The sequence below is a fragment of the Pseudoalteromonas sp. NCIMB 1079 genome (assembly GCF_040567695.1).
GTDB classification, from domain to species: domain Bacteria; phylum Pseudomonadota; class Gammaproteobacteria; order Enterobacterales; family Alteromonadaceae; genus Pseudoalteromonas; species Pseudoalteromonas distincta.
The window spans coordinates 337,905-352,237 of record NZ_JBEWZA010000001.1 but is presented as its reverse complement, the minus strand read 5'-3'; the positions used below and the strand labels follow the sequence as shown (position 1 = coordinate 352,237).

14 protein-coding genes and 1 pseudogene are annotated in these 14,333 nt (G+C 37.5%); all 15 read right to left on the bottom strand.

All coding sequences use genetic code 11. From position 1 onward, the window contains the following. Positions 1–6: 6 nt before the first annotated feature. The 15 genes and pseudogenes from atpH to ABX891_RS01575 all read right to left on the bottom strand — a co-directional run bounded on the left by atpH (position 7) and on the right by ABX891_RS01575 (position 14,257). On the bottom strand, positions 7–540 hold the full coding sequence (gene atpH / locus ABX891_RS01645; protein ID WP_008134949.1) for a F0F1 ATP synthase subunit delta: 534 nt from the start codon (positions 538–540) through the stop codon (positions 7–9). 16 nt (positions 541–556) lie between these two features. After that, positions 557–1,027: a F0F1 ATP synthase subunit B gene (gene atpF / locus ABX891_RS01640; protein ID WP_004335264.1), complete on the bottom strand. Its 471-nt coding sequence runs from the start codon at positions 1,025–1,027 to the stop codon at positions 557–559. 41 nt (positions 1,028–1,068) lie between these two features. After that, positions 1,069–1,302: a F0F1 ATP synthase subunit C gene (atpE, locus tag ABX891_RS01635; RefSeq protein WP_004335261.1), complete on the bottom strand. Its 234-nt coding sequence runs from the start codon at positions 1,300–1,302 to the stop codon at positions 1,069–1,071. 56 nt (positions 1,303–1,358) lie between these two features. Further along, positions 1,359–2,216: a F0F1 ATP synthase subunit A gene (gene atpB, locus ABX891_RS01630; RefSeq protein WP_004335244.1), complete on the bottom strand. Its 858-nt coding sequence runs from the start codon at positions 2,214–2,216 to the stop codon at positions 1,359–1,361. 14 nt (positions 2,217–2,230) lie between these two features. Beyond that, positions 2,231–2,611, bottom strand: a complete 381-nt coding sequence (locus tag ABX891_RS01625; RefSeq protein WP_149594800.1) for an ATP synthase subunit I — start codon at positions 2,609–2,611, stop codon at positions 2,231–2,233. 142 nt (positions 2,612–2,753) lie between these two features. Beyond that, complete coding sequence (locus tag ABX891_RS01620) at positions 2,754–3,680, bottom strand: ParB/RepB/Spo0J family partition protein (protein WP_039488567.1); 927 nt, start codon at positions 3,678–3,680, stop codon at positions 2,754–2,756. A 20-nt stretch (positions 3,681–3,700) separates the two neighbouring features. Further along, positions 3,701–4,486 (bottom strand): ParA family protein, encoded by a 786-nt coding sequence (locus tag ABX891_RS01615; RefSeq protein WP_004335235.1) that lies wholly within the window; start codon positions 4,484–4,486, stop codon positions 3,701–3,703. Between the two features lie 14 nt (positions 4,487–4,500). Then, a complete protein-coding gene (gene rsmG, locus ABX891_RS01610; protein ID WP_354628775.1) occupies positions 4,501–5,121 on the bottom strand; it encodes a 16S rRNA (guanine(527)-N(7))-methyltransferase RsmG in 621 nt (206 codons plus the stop codon). 15 nt (positions 5,122–5,136) lie between these two features. After that, the gene (mnmG, locus tag ABX891_RS01605; RefSeq protein ID WP_004335230.1) at positions 5,137–7,026 is read right to left on the bottom strand and encodes a tRNA uridine-5-carboxymethylaminomethyl(34) synthesis enzyme MnmG; all 1,890 of its coding nucleotides are present in this window, start codon (positions 7,024–7,026) and stop codon (positions 5,137–5,139) included. Positions 7,027–7,454: 428 nt separating this feature from the next. Next, entirely contained in the window at positions 7,455–7,904 is a 450-nt protein-coding gene (gene mioC, locus ABX891_RS01600) for an FMN-binding protein MioC (protein WP_024604761.1), read from the bottom strand. Positions 7,905–9,086: 1,182 nt separating this feature from the next. After that, complete coding sequence (locus tag ABX891_RS01595; protein WP_354628774.1) at positions 9,087–10,916, bottom strand: hypothetical protein; 1,830 nt, start codon at positions 10,914–10,916, stop codon at positions 9,087–9,089. 181 nt (positions 10,917–11,097) lie between these two features. Beyond that, a complete protein-coding gene (locus ABX891_RS01590; protein WP_197122002.1) occupies positions 11,098–11,430 on the bottom strand; it encodes an excisionase family DNA-binding protein in 333 nt (110 codons plus the stop codon). 142 nt (positions 11,431–11,572) lie between these two features. Further along, positions 11,573–13,119 (bottom strand): annotated as a pseudogene (locus ABX891_RS01585) (DUF927 domain-containing protein). Between the two features lie 530 nt (positions 13,120–13,649). Next, positions 13,650–14,012, bottom strand: coding sequence for a hypothetical protein (locus tag ABX891_RS01580; RefSeq protein ID WP_354628773.1), 363 nt, complete (start codon positions 14,010–14,012; stop codon positions 13,650–13,652). A gap of 29 nt (positions 14,013–14,041) precedes the next feature. Then, a complete protein-coding gene (locus ABX891_RS01575; protein ID WP_354628772.1) occupies positions 14,042–14,257 on the bottom strand; it encodes a hypothetical protein in 216 nt (71 codons plus the stop codon). Positions 14,258–14,333: the final 76 nt, after the last annotated feature.

The window sequence follows — 14,333 nt, the reverse complement described above, 5'->3', positions numbered from 1 at the left end:
TCCCAATTACGATTGTAGTGTTGTAGCTAAGCGGCTTAATTTACCGCGAATAGTACCGTCGATTACAGTGTCGCCAGACCTAATAATAAGTCCACCAACCACTGACGCGTCTTCACTACAATTCAGCTTAACTTTGCGTGCGAAACGTTTTTCAAGTGCCGCTACCAATGACTCTTGTTGCGCAGCAACAAGAGGAGTTGCAGAAATCACATCTACTTCGATTTCTTTATCGTATTGTGCTTTAAATTCAGCAAATAACTCAGCAACGTCAGGTAGAGCAGTCAAACGTCCATTTTCAGCCATCACCTTAACTAGGTTCTGACCTTGTTCGTTGAGCTGCTCAGCACAAAGTTGAATAAATAATTCAGCTTGTGCAGTAGCTGTAGGCATACCTGCTAAAGCAGATGATGCTTGTTCATTGCTGGCTACGTGGCCTGCAAAGAACAACATATCATTCCAGCTTTCTAGGGTGCCTTTCTCAACGGCAAGTTCAAAAGCCGCTTTAGCGTATGGGCGAGCGATAGTAGTCAAATTAGACATGCTCATACCCTCCTAATTACAGCTCAGCGACAAGTTTTTCAACGATGTCACTATGTGCGGCTTGATTAATTTCACGCTCTAAAATACGTTCTGCACCAATCACTGCCAGAGTTGCTACTTGCTTACGTAGCTCTTCTGTTATGCGATTACGTTCAGACTCAACTTCAGAGTGCCCTTGAGCAATGATACTTTCACGCTCTTGCTGACCACGAAGTGTTTCTTCGTCAACAATTAGCACTGCACGCTTTTTAGCTTGATCAATGATATCAGCCGCTTGAGCTTTTGCATCTTTAAGCTGTTCAGCAGCTTTCTTTTGCGCAAGTTCTAAGTCTTTTTCGGCTCTATCAGAGGCAGCTAAACCATCTTCGATTTTTTTCTGGCGAGCTTCAATTGCACCGTTTAGTGGTGGCCATACGTATTTCATACAAAATAATACGAAAACCGTAAACGCAATCAATTCACCGATAAGAGTGGCGTTTAAGTTCACAACCGCTCCTCCTTAAATAGTAAGCTGTTCAAAAAATAAAATTAAAGTACGAACAACAATACCATAGCGATACCAACACCAATCATTGCTACAGCATCGATTAGACCAGCAAGAATAAACATCTTAACTTGTAGCGAAGGTGCAAGCTCAGGTTGACGCGCACATGCTTCAAGGAATTTACCGCCCATGTTACCAAAACCGATTGCTGTGCCGATTGCACCAAAGCCGATTAGTAAAGCTACTGCGATATACTTAAGACCTAATACTAGTTCCATTTTTTTCTCCAAAGTTTCAATTGTAAATTAAAGTTAAATATTAAAGGTTGTAAAAATTAGTGATTATCTGAACTTGCCATGCTTAGGTATACAATCGTAAGCATCATGAATAAGAATGCTTGTAATGTAATAACTAGAATATGGAATACTGCCCAAACAAAGTGCAACGGTAGTTGCATAAAACCGATAGCGCCGATCAAGATGAAAATCAACTCACCAGCATATAAGTTACCAAACAAACGTAGTGCTAATGAAAACGGTTTAGAAACCAGCGCAATCAGTTCAAGTAATAAGTTAAATGGTATCAAAATAATTTGAACAAACATGTTATTTGAGCTGAACGGATGAAGCGTTAACTCTTTAATAAACCCGCCAATACCTTTTATTTTGATTGAAAAGCCAACCATTAGTATAAATACACCCAGCGCTAGCGCTGAAGTCATATTAATATCGGTAGTAGGTACAATTTTCATGTACACATCATGTGAATCCATACCAAATGCTGTTTCACCAACGAAACCTGCAAATGCTGGTAAAAAGTCAACTGGGATTAAATCCATTAAGTTCATTAAGAACACCCAAACGAAAATCGTTAAGGCTAATGGTGCAATAAGTTTGCTTTTACCATGGAAAGTATCGCGTACGTTGTCGCCAACAAATTCTACGATTATTTCAATAAAACACTGAAATTTTCCAGGTACACCTAGTGTTGATTTTTTAGCGGCACTACGAAAGATCCATAAAAATATAAGACCTAAACCGATAGACCATGCGAGGGTATCTATATGCCATGTCCAGAAACCACTATCCGTACATGCTTTATTGAAGGCGAGACCTGTATCGGTCGAACACATCTTAGCATTGGTCAAATGGTGCTGGATATGGCCAGATAGAGTAACTTCTTCTGCTGCCATGTTATATCCCAAAGTTAATGTTTAAAAAAAACGGGTGCGAACAATCCAGTAAAGAGCGCCAGTATATAAGTACTAAAAAAGGGTAATAAAATTACCGGAAAATGCTTCAGTACTAGCGCAAACAATACAATTGTTAGCATAAATTTTAATCCGTTGCCGCGTTTCAACGAGGCATACGCTTGATTTGCTCGACTTGCACCCATATATCGGAATGCATAAAGACCAAATACAAAGTGCGGAAGTACTGCGACAACTCCACCAGCGAGTGATGAAAGCGCGGCATTGACTCCCGAACTAAAACAAATAATTACAGCAGCAACTAATGCTACAACACCCTGAAGGCAAATTAACTTTAATACGGCAAGTCGATATGGACTCGCTAACTTATCAGTCACGTTTAGTTAACCTTTATTGCGTTCTAATTGTTAGGGTGTGAAAACTGGCGAAATTATACTTAATCCTGCCAGTTTTGCAACTTGAGTAGACGCTTTGTAACACGAAATAGCTACAAATGTCCCTTTTTAGACATGTAGAAAACTAATGGTGGGTATTGTCTTGATTAATGCGATTTAAAATGCCGTCAAGTTCGTCCAAATTAGTATAAGAAATAACAAGCTTACCTTTGCCTTTTTTGTTGTAATTTATTTCTACTTTGGCACCTAGGTTTTCAGCGAGTTGTTGCTCTAACTGTTTAACATCTGGATCTTTTTCAGCTATTTCTTTAGCTGGCACTGGTTCTAAAATTGAACGAACTAACTTTTCGGTTTCACGAACAGTTAGTGCTTTAGCGACAGCTAAACGAGCAGCATCTGATTGTGCTTCTCCCTCAAGGGCTAATAAACAACGAGCGTGCCCCATTTCAATGTCGCCATGTTCTAACAGAATTTTTACATCACTGTTTAAATTATTTAAACGAAGTAAGTTAGTTACTGTAGTGCGTGATTTGCCAACCGCATCTGCTACTTGTTGATGTGTTAGTTCAAATTCATTAAGTAAGCGATTTAACGCAACCGCTTCTTCCATAGCATTTAAATCTTCACGTTGAATATTTTCTATTAGCGCAATAGCAACTGCAGCTTCATCTGGTACGTCTTTAATAATACAAGGTACTGTTTCAAGCTTAGCTATTTGCGCTGCACGCCAACGACGCTCACCGGCGATAATTTCAAAACTATTTTGTGCAATAGGGCGCACGACTATAGGTTGAATAATACCTTGTGAGCGAATAGAACTAGCAAGCTCTTCTAGTGCCTCTTCGGACATGTCTTTACGAGGTTGATATTTACCAGAGTGTAAAAACTCGATTGGGAGTTTTTGTAATTCACTGTTATTTGGCCCAGCCGCATTTTTTACAGCTTCAGTCACGTTTGATGTGTCTTGTTCCTTGCTTGCGCTCGGTGTAGGCTTTGACGAACTTAAAAGTGCATCGAGTCCTCGGCCTAAACCTCGTTTTTTAGCAGACATGTTATTTTTTTACCTCAAAGTTAGGCGACAACGGACGCTGTTTTTTCTTTTCTACGTAACATTTCACCAGCGAGTGCTAAATATGCTTTAGCGCCACTTGATGCCCGGTCATAATACATAGCAGGTGTACCAAAACTAGGTGCCTCTGCTAAACGAACATTACGCGGGATCACCGTACGGTATACTTTGTCGCCAAAATGTTGTTTTAATTGTTCTGATACGTCATTCGCTAAACGGTTACGCGGATCGTACATAGTACGAAGTATGCCTTCAATTTGTAAGCTAGGGTTTACTAACTTAGCAAGCTGCGTAATCGTATCCATTAATGCGGTTAAACCTTCAAGTGCATAATACTCACACTGCATTGGCACTAAAATAGAATCAGCTGCGGCCATTGCGTTAACAGTTAACATATTTAAAGAGGGTGGACAGTCGATAAAAATAAATTCGTACTGATCCTGAATTTTTTCAAGTGCGTTACGTAAACGCACTTCACGGGCAAATAATTCCATCAATTTAACTTCTGCAGCGGTTACATCACCGTTTGCAGCAATCATATGGTATTCGCCAGACGTTTCTTTGATAATAACGTCTTCTATAGGTTTATCTTCAATGAGTAAGTCGTAAATAGTTGGTACGTCGCCGTACTTATCTACGCCACTTCCCATAGTCGCATTGCCTTGCGGATCGAGATCAATTAACAGCACTTTACGTTTCGTTGCAGCCATAGACGCAGCGAGGTTTACAGCGGTTGTAGTTTTACCCACTCCACCTTTTTGATTTGCTAATGCGATGACTTTTGCCACGGTGTCTCTGATCCCTAGTCTTTAGAAAGAATAATTAAATGTCGTTGTGCATCTAACTTAGGTACTTCTAATGCAATTTTTTGCTCAAACTTAACGCCAGTAGGTAATGACTCTAGCTCTTCGCTAGGGAACACACCTTTAAGCGCTATAAATTTACCCGAATGATCAATTAAGTGCGAACACCAGTCAACCATATCTTGTAATGAAGCAAATGCACGACTGATTACGCCATCTAATTTAACACTTGGCTGATATTCTTCAACTCTTGACTGAACAGGTGTTACGTTATCAAGGCCAAGCTCATGTTTAACATGCATTAAAAAGCGAACGCGTTTACCTAGACTATCTAGTAACACAAATTGTGTGTTAGGTAATGCAATCGCTAATACAATGCCCGGAAGGCCAGGCCCTGTGCCAACATCAATATAATGATGACCGGGTAAGTGAGGTGCAACAACTAAACTATCCATAATATGCTTAATCATCATTTCTTCAGGTAAGCGTACCGAAGTTAAATTATAAGCTTTATTCCACTTATCTAATAACTCGACGTAACGAACTAGCTGTTGCTGTTGTTTTTGTGTTAGCGCAATATCAGTTTGCGCTAACAATGTAGTTAATTGTTGCTGTAACACTATGTACCCTTATCGTTACGCAGATTTGCGTAATAAGCCTTGCTTCTTCAGATACACTAATAATAGCGAAATCGCCGCTGGGGTGATACCAGAAATACGCGATGCTTGGCCAATAGTGTCTGGACGTGACTCAATAAGCTTAGCAACAACCTCATTTGATAAACCTGATACAGTTTTGTAATCAAACTCTTTTGGTAAAATTGTTTGCTCATGACGAAGCTGCTTATTGATCTCATCCTGTTGACGCGCAATATAGCCTGCGTACTTAGTATGGATCTCAACTTGTTCAAGTGCTGCTACGTTTGTAAATTCAGATCCTAAACCGTCAATAGCCATAAGATCGTTATAACGAATCTCTGGACGACGAAGTAATTCTTCTAAACTTGCTTCACGAGTTAATGGTGTTTTTAGTAATGCATTTACTTGATCAACAACGACGTGATCTTTATGAATCCACGTATCTTTAATGCGTTGTTTTTCTTTCTCAATTACTTCCATTTTTTCGTTAAATGCCTGCCAACGTTCGTCATTAACTAAACCCAGCTCACGGCCTTTTTCAGTTAAGCGAATATCTGCATTATCTTCACGAAGTAGTAAACGGTATTCGGCACGGCTAGTAAACATGCGGTACGGTTCTTTCGTACCCAGTGTTGCTAAGTCGTCGATTAATACACCCACGTAAGCTTCATCGCGACGTGGCGTCCAAGAATCTTTACCTTGCACTTTTAACGCAGCATTCATACCTGCAATTAAGCCTTGTGCACCCGCTTCTTCATAACCGGTAGTGCCGTTAATTTGACCCGCGAAAAATAAGCCTTCGATAAATTTTGTTTCTAAAGACTGTTTTAAATCACGTGGATCAAAGTAGTCATATTCTATTGCATAGCCTGGTCGACAAATATGTGCATTTTCAAAACCAGAAATAGATTGCACAATCTCAAGTTGTACATCAAACGGTAAACTAGTAGAAATACCATTTGGATATAATTCGTATGATGTTAAGCCTTCAGGTTCAACAAATATTTGGTGCTTATCTTTATCCGCAAAACGTACAATTTTATCTTCAATTGATGGGCAGTAGCGTGGACCAATACCTTCAATAACACCTGAGTACATAGGTGAGCGATGTAGGTTTTTACGAATAACATCATGTGTTTTTTCGTTGGTGTAAGTGATGTAACACGGTATTTGTTGTGGGTGATCTGATTGTTTACCCATAAATGAAAATACAGGTGTTGGCATATCACCAGGCTGTGCTTCCATTTTTGTAAAATCAACAGTACGTGCATCAATACGTGGCGGAGTACCTGTTTTTAAGCGATCCACTCTAAAAGGGTGTTCGCGTAAACGTTCAGCCAATGCAATTGATGGTGGATCACCAGCACGACCGCCTTTGTAATTTTCTAAACCAATGTGTATTTGGCCACCTAAAAAAGTACCCACGGTTAAAACAACACTTGGAGCACTAAAACGTAAACCCATTTGAGTTACTACGCCAGTAACACGATCGTTTTCAACAATAAGATCATCACATGATTGTTGAAAAATCTTAAGGTTATCTTGATTTTGTAATGTTGTTTGAATAGCTGCTTTGTATAAAGCGCGATCTGCTTGTGCTCGAGTTGCACGAACAGCAGGTCCTTTTGAAGAGTTTAGTGTGCGAAATTGGATCCCGCCTTTGTCAATGGCCTGTGCCATTGCACCGCCAAGCGCATCAATTTCTTTTACCAAATGACCTTTGCCAATCCCACCAATCGCTGGGTTACAAGACATTTGACCAAGGGTATCCATATTGTGAGTCAGTAGCAGGGTATTCATCCCCATACGGGCAGCTGCTAATGCGGCTTCAGTGCCAGCATGTCCACCACCTACTACGATAACGTCAAAATTTTCGTGAAAAATCATTAATGGGATCCTACTTAAATCAAACCGGTAAACTTCAAAAGGGAGCGTATTCTACCTAGAAATTGGCAGAAGATAAATGATTAAACAAAGAGCAAGATCTAAGTATGTGATCTCTAATAATATAAAGGATCTTTTAAAGAGATCTTTTATTACTATTACTACTACTGATCAGCTTTTCTGTTGATAAGGTTTAGATCTTCATTTAAAACATGAAATTAGATCAGATCTAAAGGTGTTAATATGATCGGATCATCCAGCAAATAAGCTCTGATCAAAAAGGCACCTTATGCACAGGGCTGAATCAGTTGGATCTTATCCCATGGATAAGCATGCTTTAAAAAGCAGTTTATTCAATCTTTATCCACAAAATCTATTAAATTATTAGTAAATTGTGGGTAACTTTATATATAACTTTTTACTTGATCTATCTATTTTAAGCCTGTTTTGGTTATCCAAGAGTCTAACCATGCTAATGCTGTGTCTTCTGGTAGTGCTTCATCGAGAATATTAAGCTCTAAGCGTTCTGCTACTTTTATAGCGCCTTTTTGAGATAATAAGGCATCTATATTACGTCCAGCTTGGTTGTAAGTGTCATAACTGGTATCACCTAAAGCGATTACTGAGTATTTTAATTCTGATAAATCATTAGCTTGAGTCACATCTTCAACAAAGCTAATAAAGTTTTCAGGATAATCACCTGCACCATAAGTAGATGTGCAAATTAACCAAATGGTATTTTGCTGATCAATATCGCTAAATTCAGGTTGATCATGTAGTTGTGTAGTAATACCAAGGTTATTAAGCGCGTCGCTTAGTTGCTCTGCAACATACTCGGCTGATCCCATTTGGCTGCCAACAATAAGATTTACTGAACTCATGAATATTAGTGATCACATTGGTTTTAATTGCTGCCTATGATAACTGAGTGTGAGTAACAGTAAAGTTAAGAGTGCTTTTTTGTATAACTATTTTTGTGCTAATTTTACTCTTATTTGAAAGCGACTCCTTAAGTTGTTGATATTATAGTGATTAACAAAATATCTTTAAATGTAATCTTCTGATAAAGTTGTTGATAACAGTGGGGAAAGCTCTGTTTAAACACACCTTTTAGGTTGTTTAATAATCGCTAAGTTATTGATATTACTATTTAGTGAAAGACTTACTTATAAATCTAGGCATAAAAAGCACAAGGTGATCATAATGTGGATATAAAGGTTGTTGATAACCTTAAGTTTAGATCGAAAATAATTTTATTAAATGATCTAATTGGGCTGATCTAACGAAATTAATTAAAAATAAGCTTATAAACAGATAATTTTTAATAGATCATTAGGTTTTTCTCTGCGAGGTGGCTCAATTTACTATTTATTTGAGCTAAAAATTAGATTTTGTGGATAAGTGATCTCAATATATTTAATTTAATGCGTATTTATAGCTGCTTTTTTTATGTATTTTGCTGGTGGATTGGTAGATCAAAAGTTTGACGCACTCAAATCTCGAGTCATTTTTATTAAAAAGCCGCAGTGATCGTCTGTCCATATGTTGTATAAAGTTGGTTTTTTAGAGTGTTGAACGTCACGTTTTAGCTCTTAAATTGAGCAAATAACATTAGTTTTTATGAGCTAGGTAATTATAAAAAAGCTATTTATAACTAACTTTTGTGTGGAGGATAACGATTTTAAAACGTATTTTTGTTTGAAATATGTATCGGTTTTGACCTTAAAATGGGTGTTACTTGCGCTATTAATACCTTACTTAAAGGCTCTTTCTACAATCTAGTCTACATAATCTAGCTGGTAATAATTATCGCTTTGGGTATGATTTTATTGGCAGAACTGGCTGGGATTGACGGTATAAATACATATTTTATAGTGAATATTTTACATAAAAAAAGAGCACCTAAGTGCTCTTATAATAAACATATATCTGTAATAAGGTGCTTATTTGCCAATACAATAAGTAAAAAAGTTAATAAAAACAGTAAGTTTATGTTTTTTTGGTGGGTCTGTGGTGGCCCACTTTCGCATTAGAAAATATCGTGCAAGTAAACTAAAGGAAACTTACTCGTGTATTTCCAGCCATTTGACTAGTTCAATATCGGTAGTTTCTTCGTCACCTGAACGAAGTGCTTTCTCTCTGTTTTCTTTCTCTTTTTTTTCTTTCGTAGAGGTACTTCTCATGAGATATGTTGGATCCATTTCACCAATAATTTTGTTTGTGAGGTACTTGTATCTAGAGAAAGCTTCTTCAGGGGTTACGATCGTTTGTGCATTTTCCATCATATAAACCATAGCATTGAGAGTACCTCTCAGGTAATGCTCTACGTTAACTAAAAGTAGCTCTAATCTTTCAGGTGTATGTGCATTATGAACAATAGAGTTTCTTGTTCTATATATTCGATGGATTTGTAACTCTACTTTCTTCATGTGTTGCTGAACCTTTTCTCCAAGGAGGTAAGGTTTGTTACAAAAATGCATTAATTTATTGAACCTGTGTTTTGCGTATGGATATTTTTCTAAATTAGCTCTTATTTGCACTTTAATTTGTTCATTTTTAATAGCCTTATATAAATCTACAAGGTTGGCTGTTTTAAGATCTAATCTATTATTATCAAGAGTGAGTTCCCCCCACTCTAACTCTTTAGCAACACCCCTTAAGGCGAAAAGCTGTTTTATTGGATAATCAAGTCCAATACATGGCATCGTTGCAAATAGAACATGCTCATCATGGCCTAAAGTTTCTTCTGAAACTCCCTCTGTTATAGATTCTAGTGCAGACCAAAAGGCTGTAAAACGACTTTCAGATGCTCCAGGCTCTAGTCCCTTTTTCATAAATCTCATGGCAGAGCTAACTTTTTTGATTGCTTCATCACTACCTTCGGAATATACCCTCTCCATAGTTTTCATATAAAGTAAGAAATCACTAGACTGAATTCGATCAGATATACTTATTAGGTTGTCTGTTGAATCCCTGATAGTTTTTGATATGCCCCAGCCATCAGCGTCATAGCTTCTTTGAATGATTATTTTGTCTTGTCCAATAGCTACAGCCATAATGTCCAATGAGCGATGCAACACTTGTAAAGATTTAGAATGCGCAGCAGAATGACTGATTGCACATACTGTGATATTTACAGCGATGCTATTTCTTTTTTGATGGTCAATTAGATGGAATCTACAGTTGTTAAAATTTAATTCTCCCTCAATACTATCCAGAAATGTATAAAGCTTATTTGATATTATTTTTAAAGATACCCTTACATCTTCTTCTTGTAAGGTTAATTTCGCTTTGAATTTAGCAATTTGTTCTATAAAGGATTCGTTACGAGATAAGAAAAAGTTCCGGCCTAATAAATAACACTCGGTTAGGGGCATTCCAAGACTGTTTAGTGTGCTAGCGAGATTATTAGTTGCTACATAAAGTTTATCAAAGTCTGCTTCATTTTCATTGTTTATTAATTCATCTATTTTATAAAGTGCAATATCACGATAGTTTTTTTCTATCAGAGTTTTAAGCTGGTTTAATAGACTTACTATTAATTTTTTTTCTTTTTCTATCGGTTGGTTCTTTTCTGACTCTGATGGAATATTTGCAGATAAAATTTCTATCAGATGATTGGGTATGTTTTTAAACGTTGGGTTATCTAAACAAGTATCTGATTTAAATATTGAAATAAGCTCTTCTGCTATTATTAATCTTTTTTGTGGTGCTCTGTATTTTGTACCTAACTTATATAGGGACAAGAGCTCTTCAACAGCATTCAGAGAGTTATTAAATGTAACCCTATCACTATCAATATTACTTTTACTGGTTAAGCTAAGCCAACACTCAATAAAAAAAATTTGTGAATTCGTTAGCCCTTGGCGTTCTAATCTGGTATCGACTCGCATATTGCTCTACTTAATTATTCTGTTATACTTATACCTAATTAGATTAAATTTACATCAATTGCTTATCATAAGCTATTGATTCAGAAAAAAACGGTCTCCCCTTGTGACTGAGGTTTGTCCCGGCAAGGTGTAGAGACCCCTCATATCAATAAGCCCACACTATGTGGGCTTATTTTCTATTTTAGAAAAATTTCTTGTTTAGTGATTCTGCTGTCTTTTTGATGAAATCACTTTCGCTTATATCACCTTTTACCTTGTTACCAAGAAGCCATTGATCAAGCTCTAACCTATCGAAGAAGATCTTTTTACCATTAGGTTTTGCATGAGGAATAATGCCTTCATGGGTTAGTTTATAGATATAGCTTTTTGCCATACCTGTATAAAGTGCGCATTCGTCAACTGTTAATGCGGCTTTGTTGCTTAAGTGACTTTTCAAGATCATCTCTTCAATTGTATTTCGGATATCTGGTAATTCGTCATTCTTACGTAGTGCATCACTTATATCATTTTTCATGGTCTACTCTCTAAAATTTATTGGGAAAACGGGAATATTGGGAAAATCCAATTAATTCATCACTTTAGGTTGGTAAATAAACTTGGGAAAGTGTCTCATCTAAAGCTAAATCAGCCACAATTTGTTGTGGTAGCACCTTAAATTAGCGACCACCAGGTGGCCCACCTGCGATTACTTTCTTGAATGTTCCTCGACCTTCACGACTTTCCAGCCAATGATTTTTACACATTAGTTTAATCGTATGAGAAATATCAGCTTTATAACTAACCTTTAATCCTTTCATAAATGCATCACGAGTTATGAACCAAGCAAGCTGGCGATCTTTTTCTATCGCGTAGCCGTAGTTATCACCCAAAAACTTACCTTCAGGTAATAATTTTCGTCGCCAAAGTTCTAAGGCAGTTGGTAATTGTTTTATCAACTTGTCATCTTCTGAATCACTAGAAGAGCCACGTATTTCGAGCCAAGCATCAAAGGCTTCCTTTGCGCTTTTTTCAGCAAGGCCTTTAGGCCAAGGCATAAGTCCAGCTGAAGCAGCCAATTCACCACTCACACCATGTAACGCAAATCTTTTTGCTGCTTCAATAACCTGATTGCCATTATTTTCTTTTGTTATTTCCCAATGGGTTAACATCGCTTTGATATTGCGATTTAAAAGAGTAGGGAGATCATCAATAGTGCTTAAGTACTCAACCCATTGTGGCATGACAGTGCCGTGATTTTCGTTAACGGCTTTCCAAATAGATTCAGAAAAGTTATTCATGTTGTTATGACCATAAAGATCGTCATAAGCACCATGTTGCCTTTGGGCTGGTACTTCTAAGAAACGGATTTCTTGACCTGCTTTTACGCCTTTATGTATTGATGAAAGTTTTTCTTCAAGTCCCATTTCACCGGTACTTAAAAAGATAAGTCGCCACTTTTTTCGCTGGCTTTGGGAACCATCTTTATTACTGCGTGATTTTGACATTCCATTAGCTATTGTATAAATGGACTGATCGACGACCTCAGGGTCTACCTGATGCAGTTCATCTAAGCAAAGCAGTAAGTTATTGTGTTCCACCGCTACTGCTTCTAATCCATTAGCGGTGCTTCTCCATGCATAATAGAAGTCAGTACCTGAGTACAAGCTTGCAGCCATGATTAAGATCGTTGTTTTAGATACCTTGGACTTACCAAACAGGTGAACACCACAACTGGGCCAATTTAACCAATGAAGCAGGGGGCACATAAGCCTGTGCAAACAGTAAATGCAAGTAATGGGTTATTAATACAAAGAGTACCAACCTCTTTCTGCCAACTAGATAAGGTACCTGCGGAACTTAAAAAATCAGCTTCTTTTGTGCCTGAGTAAATAACTTGCTCTGCTCCATTACTTACGCACCAACTGGGTGTAACAAAGCTATTATTAAGCCAGCCTGTTTGAGTCGCGCTTTTATATCGTTTTTCTGGCCTTGCTTGAATCAGGTAAGATGTTATTGGGTCCCATATACCTTTACGACTTGAAAGTGCAAGGCCTGTATCTACAAGCAATTCTTTTAACACTTTACCTTGATCATTAATTATGTGGCGTCGTGGTATTAGCTTGCGTATGCAAAGACCGTCTAAGTTTTTCCACTCAACAAGCAAGCCGTAGTCTCGAGTACTGTTACCTCCTCTGGAAATGCCAGCACTTGAATTGGGCCACACAAGAACCTTGGTTCTGAATCGGCTGTTGGGGTGTAAAATAAACCTGTTTCTCTAAGCTCAAACATGATAAAGCTCCTTTACTTTGATTTCTTTTAGTTTCGTTTGGAGTTATTTGAGCAGGAAATTTCATGGGATGCTGGGAAAAACTAGGGGGAATTTCAGTGGGTTTTTCAGCCCTTTAAAAATGCGGTGTTGACATTATGGGTACGCCTTTTTTACATAAAATTGGCGTAAAAATGACGTTTTTGAACGTAAAAAATTAGGCATGCCTAATTTTTTGCTAGGAATGATTAGGTATCAGTCGAATTTATTGAGGGCTTTTCGATTTAAATGGAATAGAACAGCAAAAAATATCACTATTGCTAGAATTAAAGCGCAGCCTGTTAGTAAAGGAGTCATTGCTATATTTTACCCTCTTTAATTGCTTCAAATAAATCATGCTTCAGTTTGTCGTAGTGGCGAGTCGCGCGAATAGCCAGCACCATTAATACCCACATTTGAAACCATCCATAATCAGTCATAAGCACAGCTTAATGTTTTGTATTACCTAAATAGATATTACCTTCCCAATTGCAAAGCTCTAAAATCCAGTTACTAATTTTCAACCGTTTAGTTGGATTAAGACCTGTGAAAGGAAAGAAAATTTGAGTGCTACGATTTTTGAACTTTGAAAAGGGTTCCAATCGAATATCCCAAATATCGTCATGTTCATTCATAACATCAAATGCAAACGCTTTTTGTGTGGTTAAAGCAATGAACATCTCTTCTTCCGTTTCATTGCGAAGATTAACCTCTAAACCTAATGGTTCACACTCGTCCTCAATACCAGCTAAGCGAATCTTCAGCTCATCGTATACAGGCTTAAATGGCCAAAGCTCTTTATTTGTCATCATTTCTTCTCTCAAAATTAGGCATGCCTAATTTATAGATGAGTATCGTAGAGCTCGCCACGAGCCTGAGCATCCTCAGCCTCTGCACGAGGCATATGCTCGCCATCAGCGATAATATTCCCCATACCATCATCTAGTTTATCTAGTTGTTCGTTTTCATTTTCAACAGTTTCGCTACAACTAAAAAAAGCACTTGCTACAAACAAAGCTACAACAACTAATATACCCAAAAAGCCTTCAAATCCCATGTTAACCTCCAAAATAATTAGGCATGCCTAATTTAATGCTAAGTATTCCTTAGTATCTAGATTATATTAAAGCTAA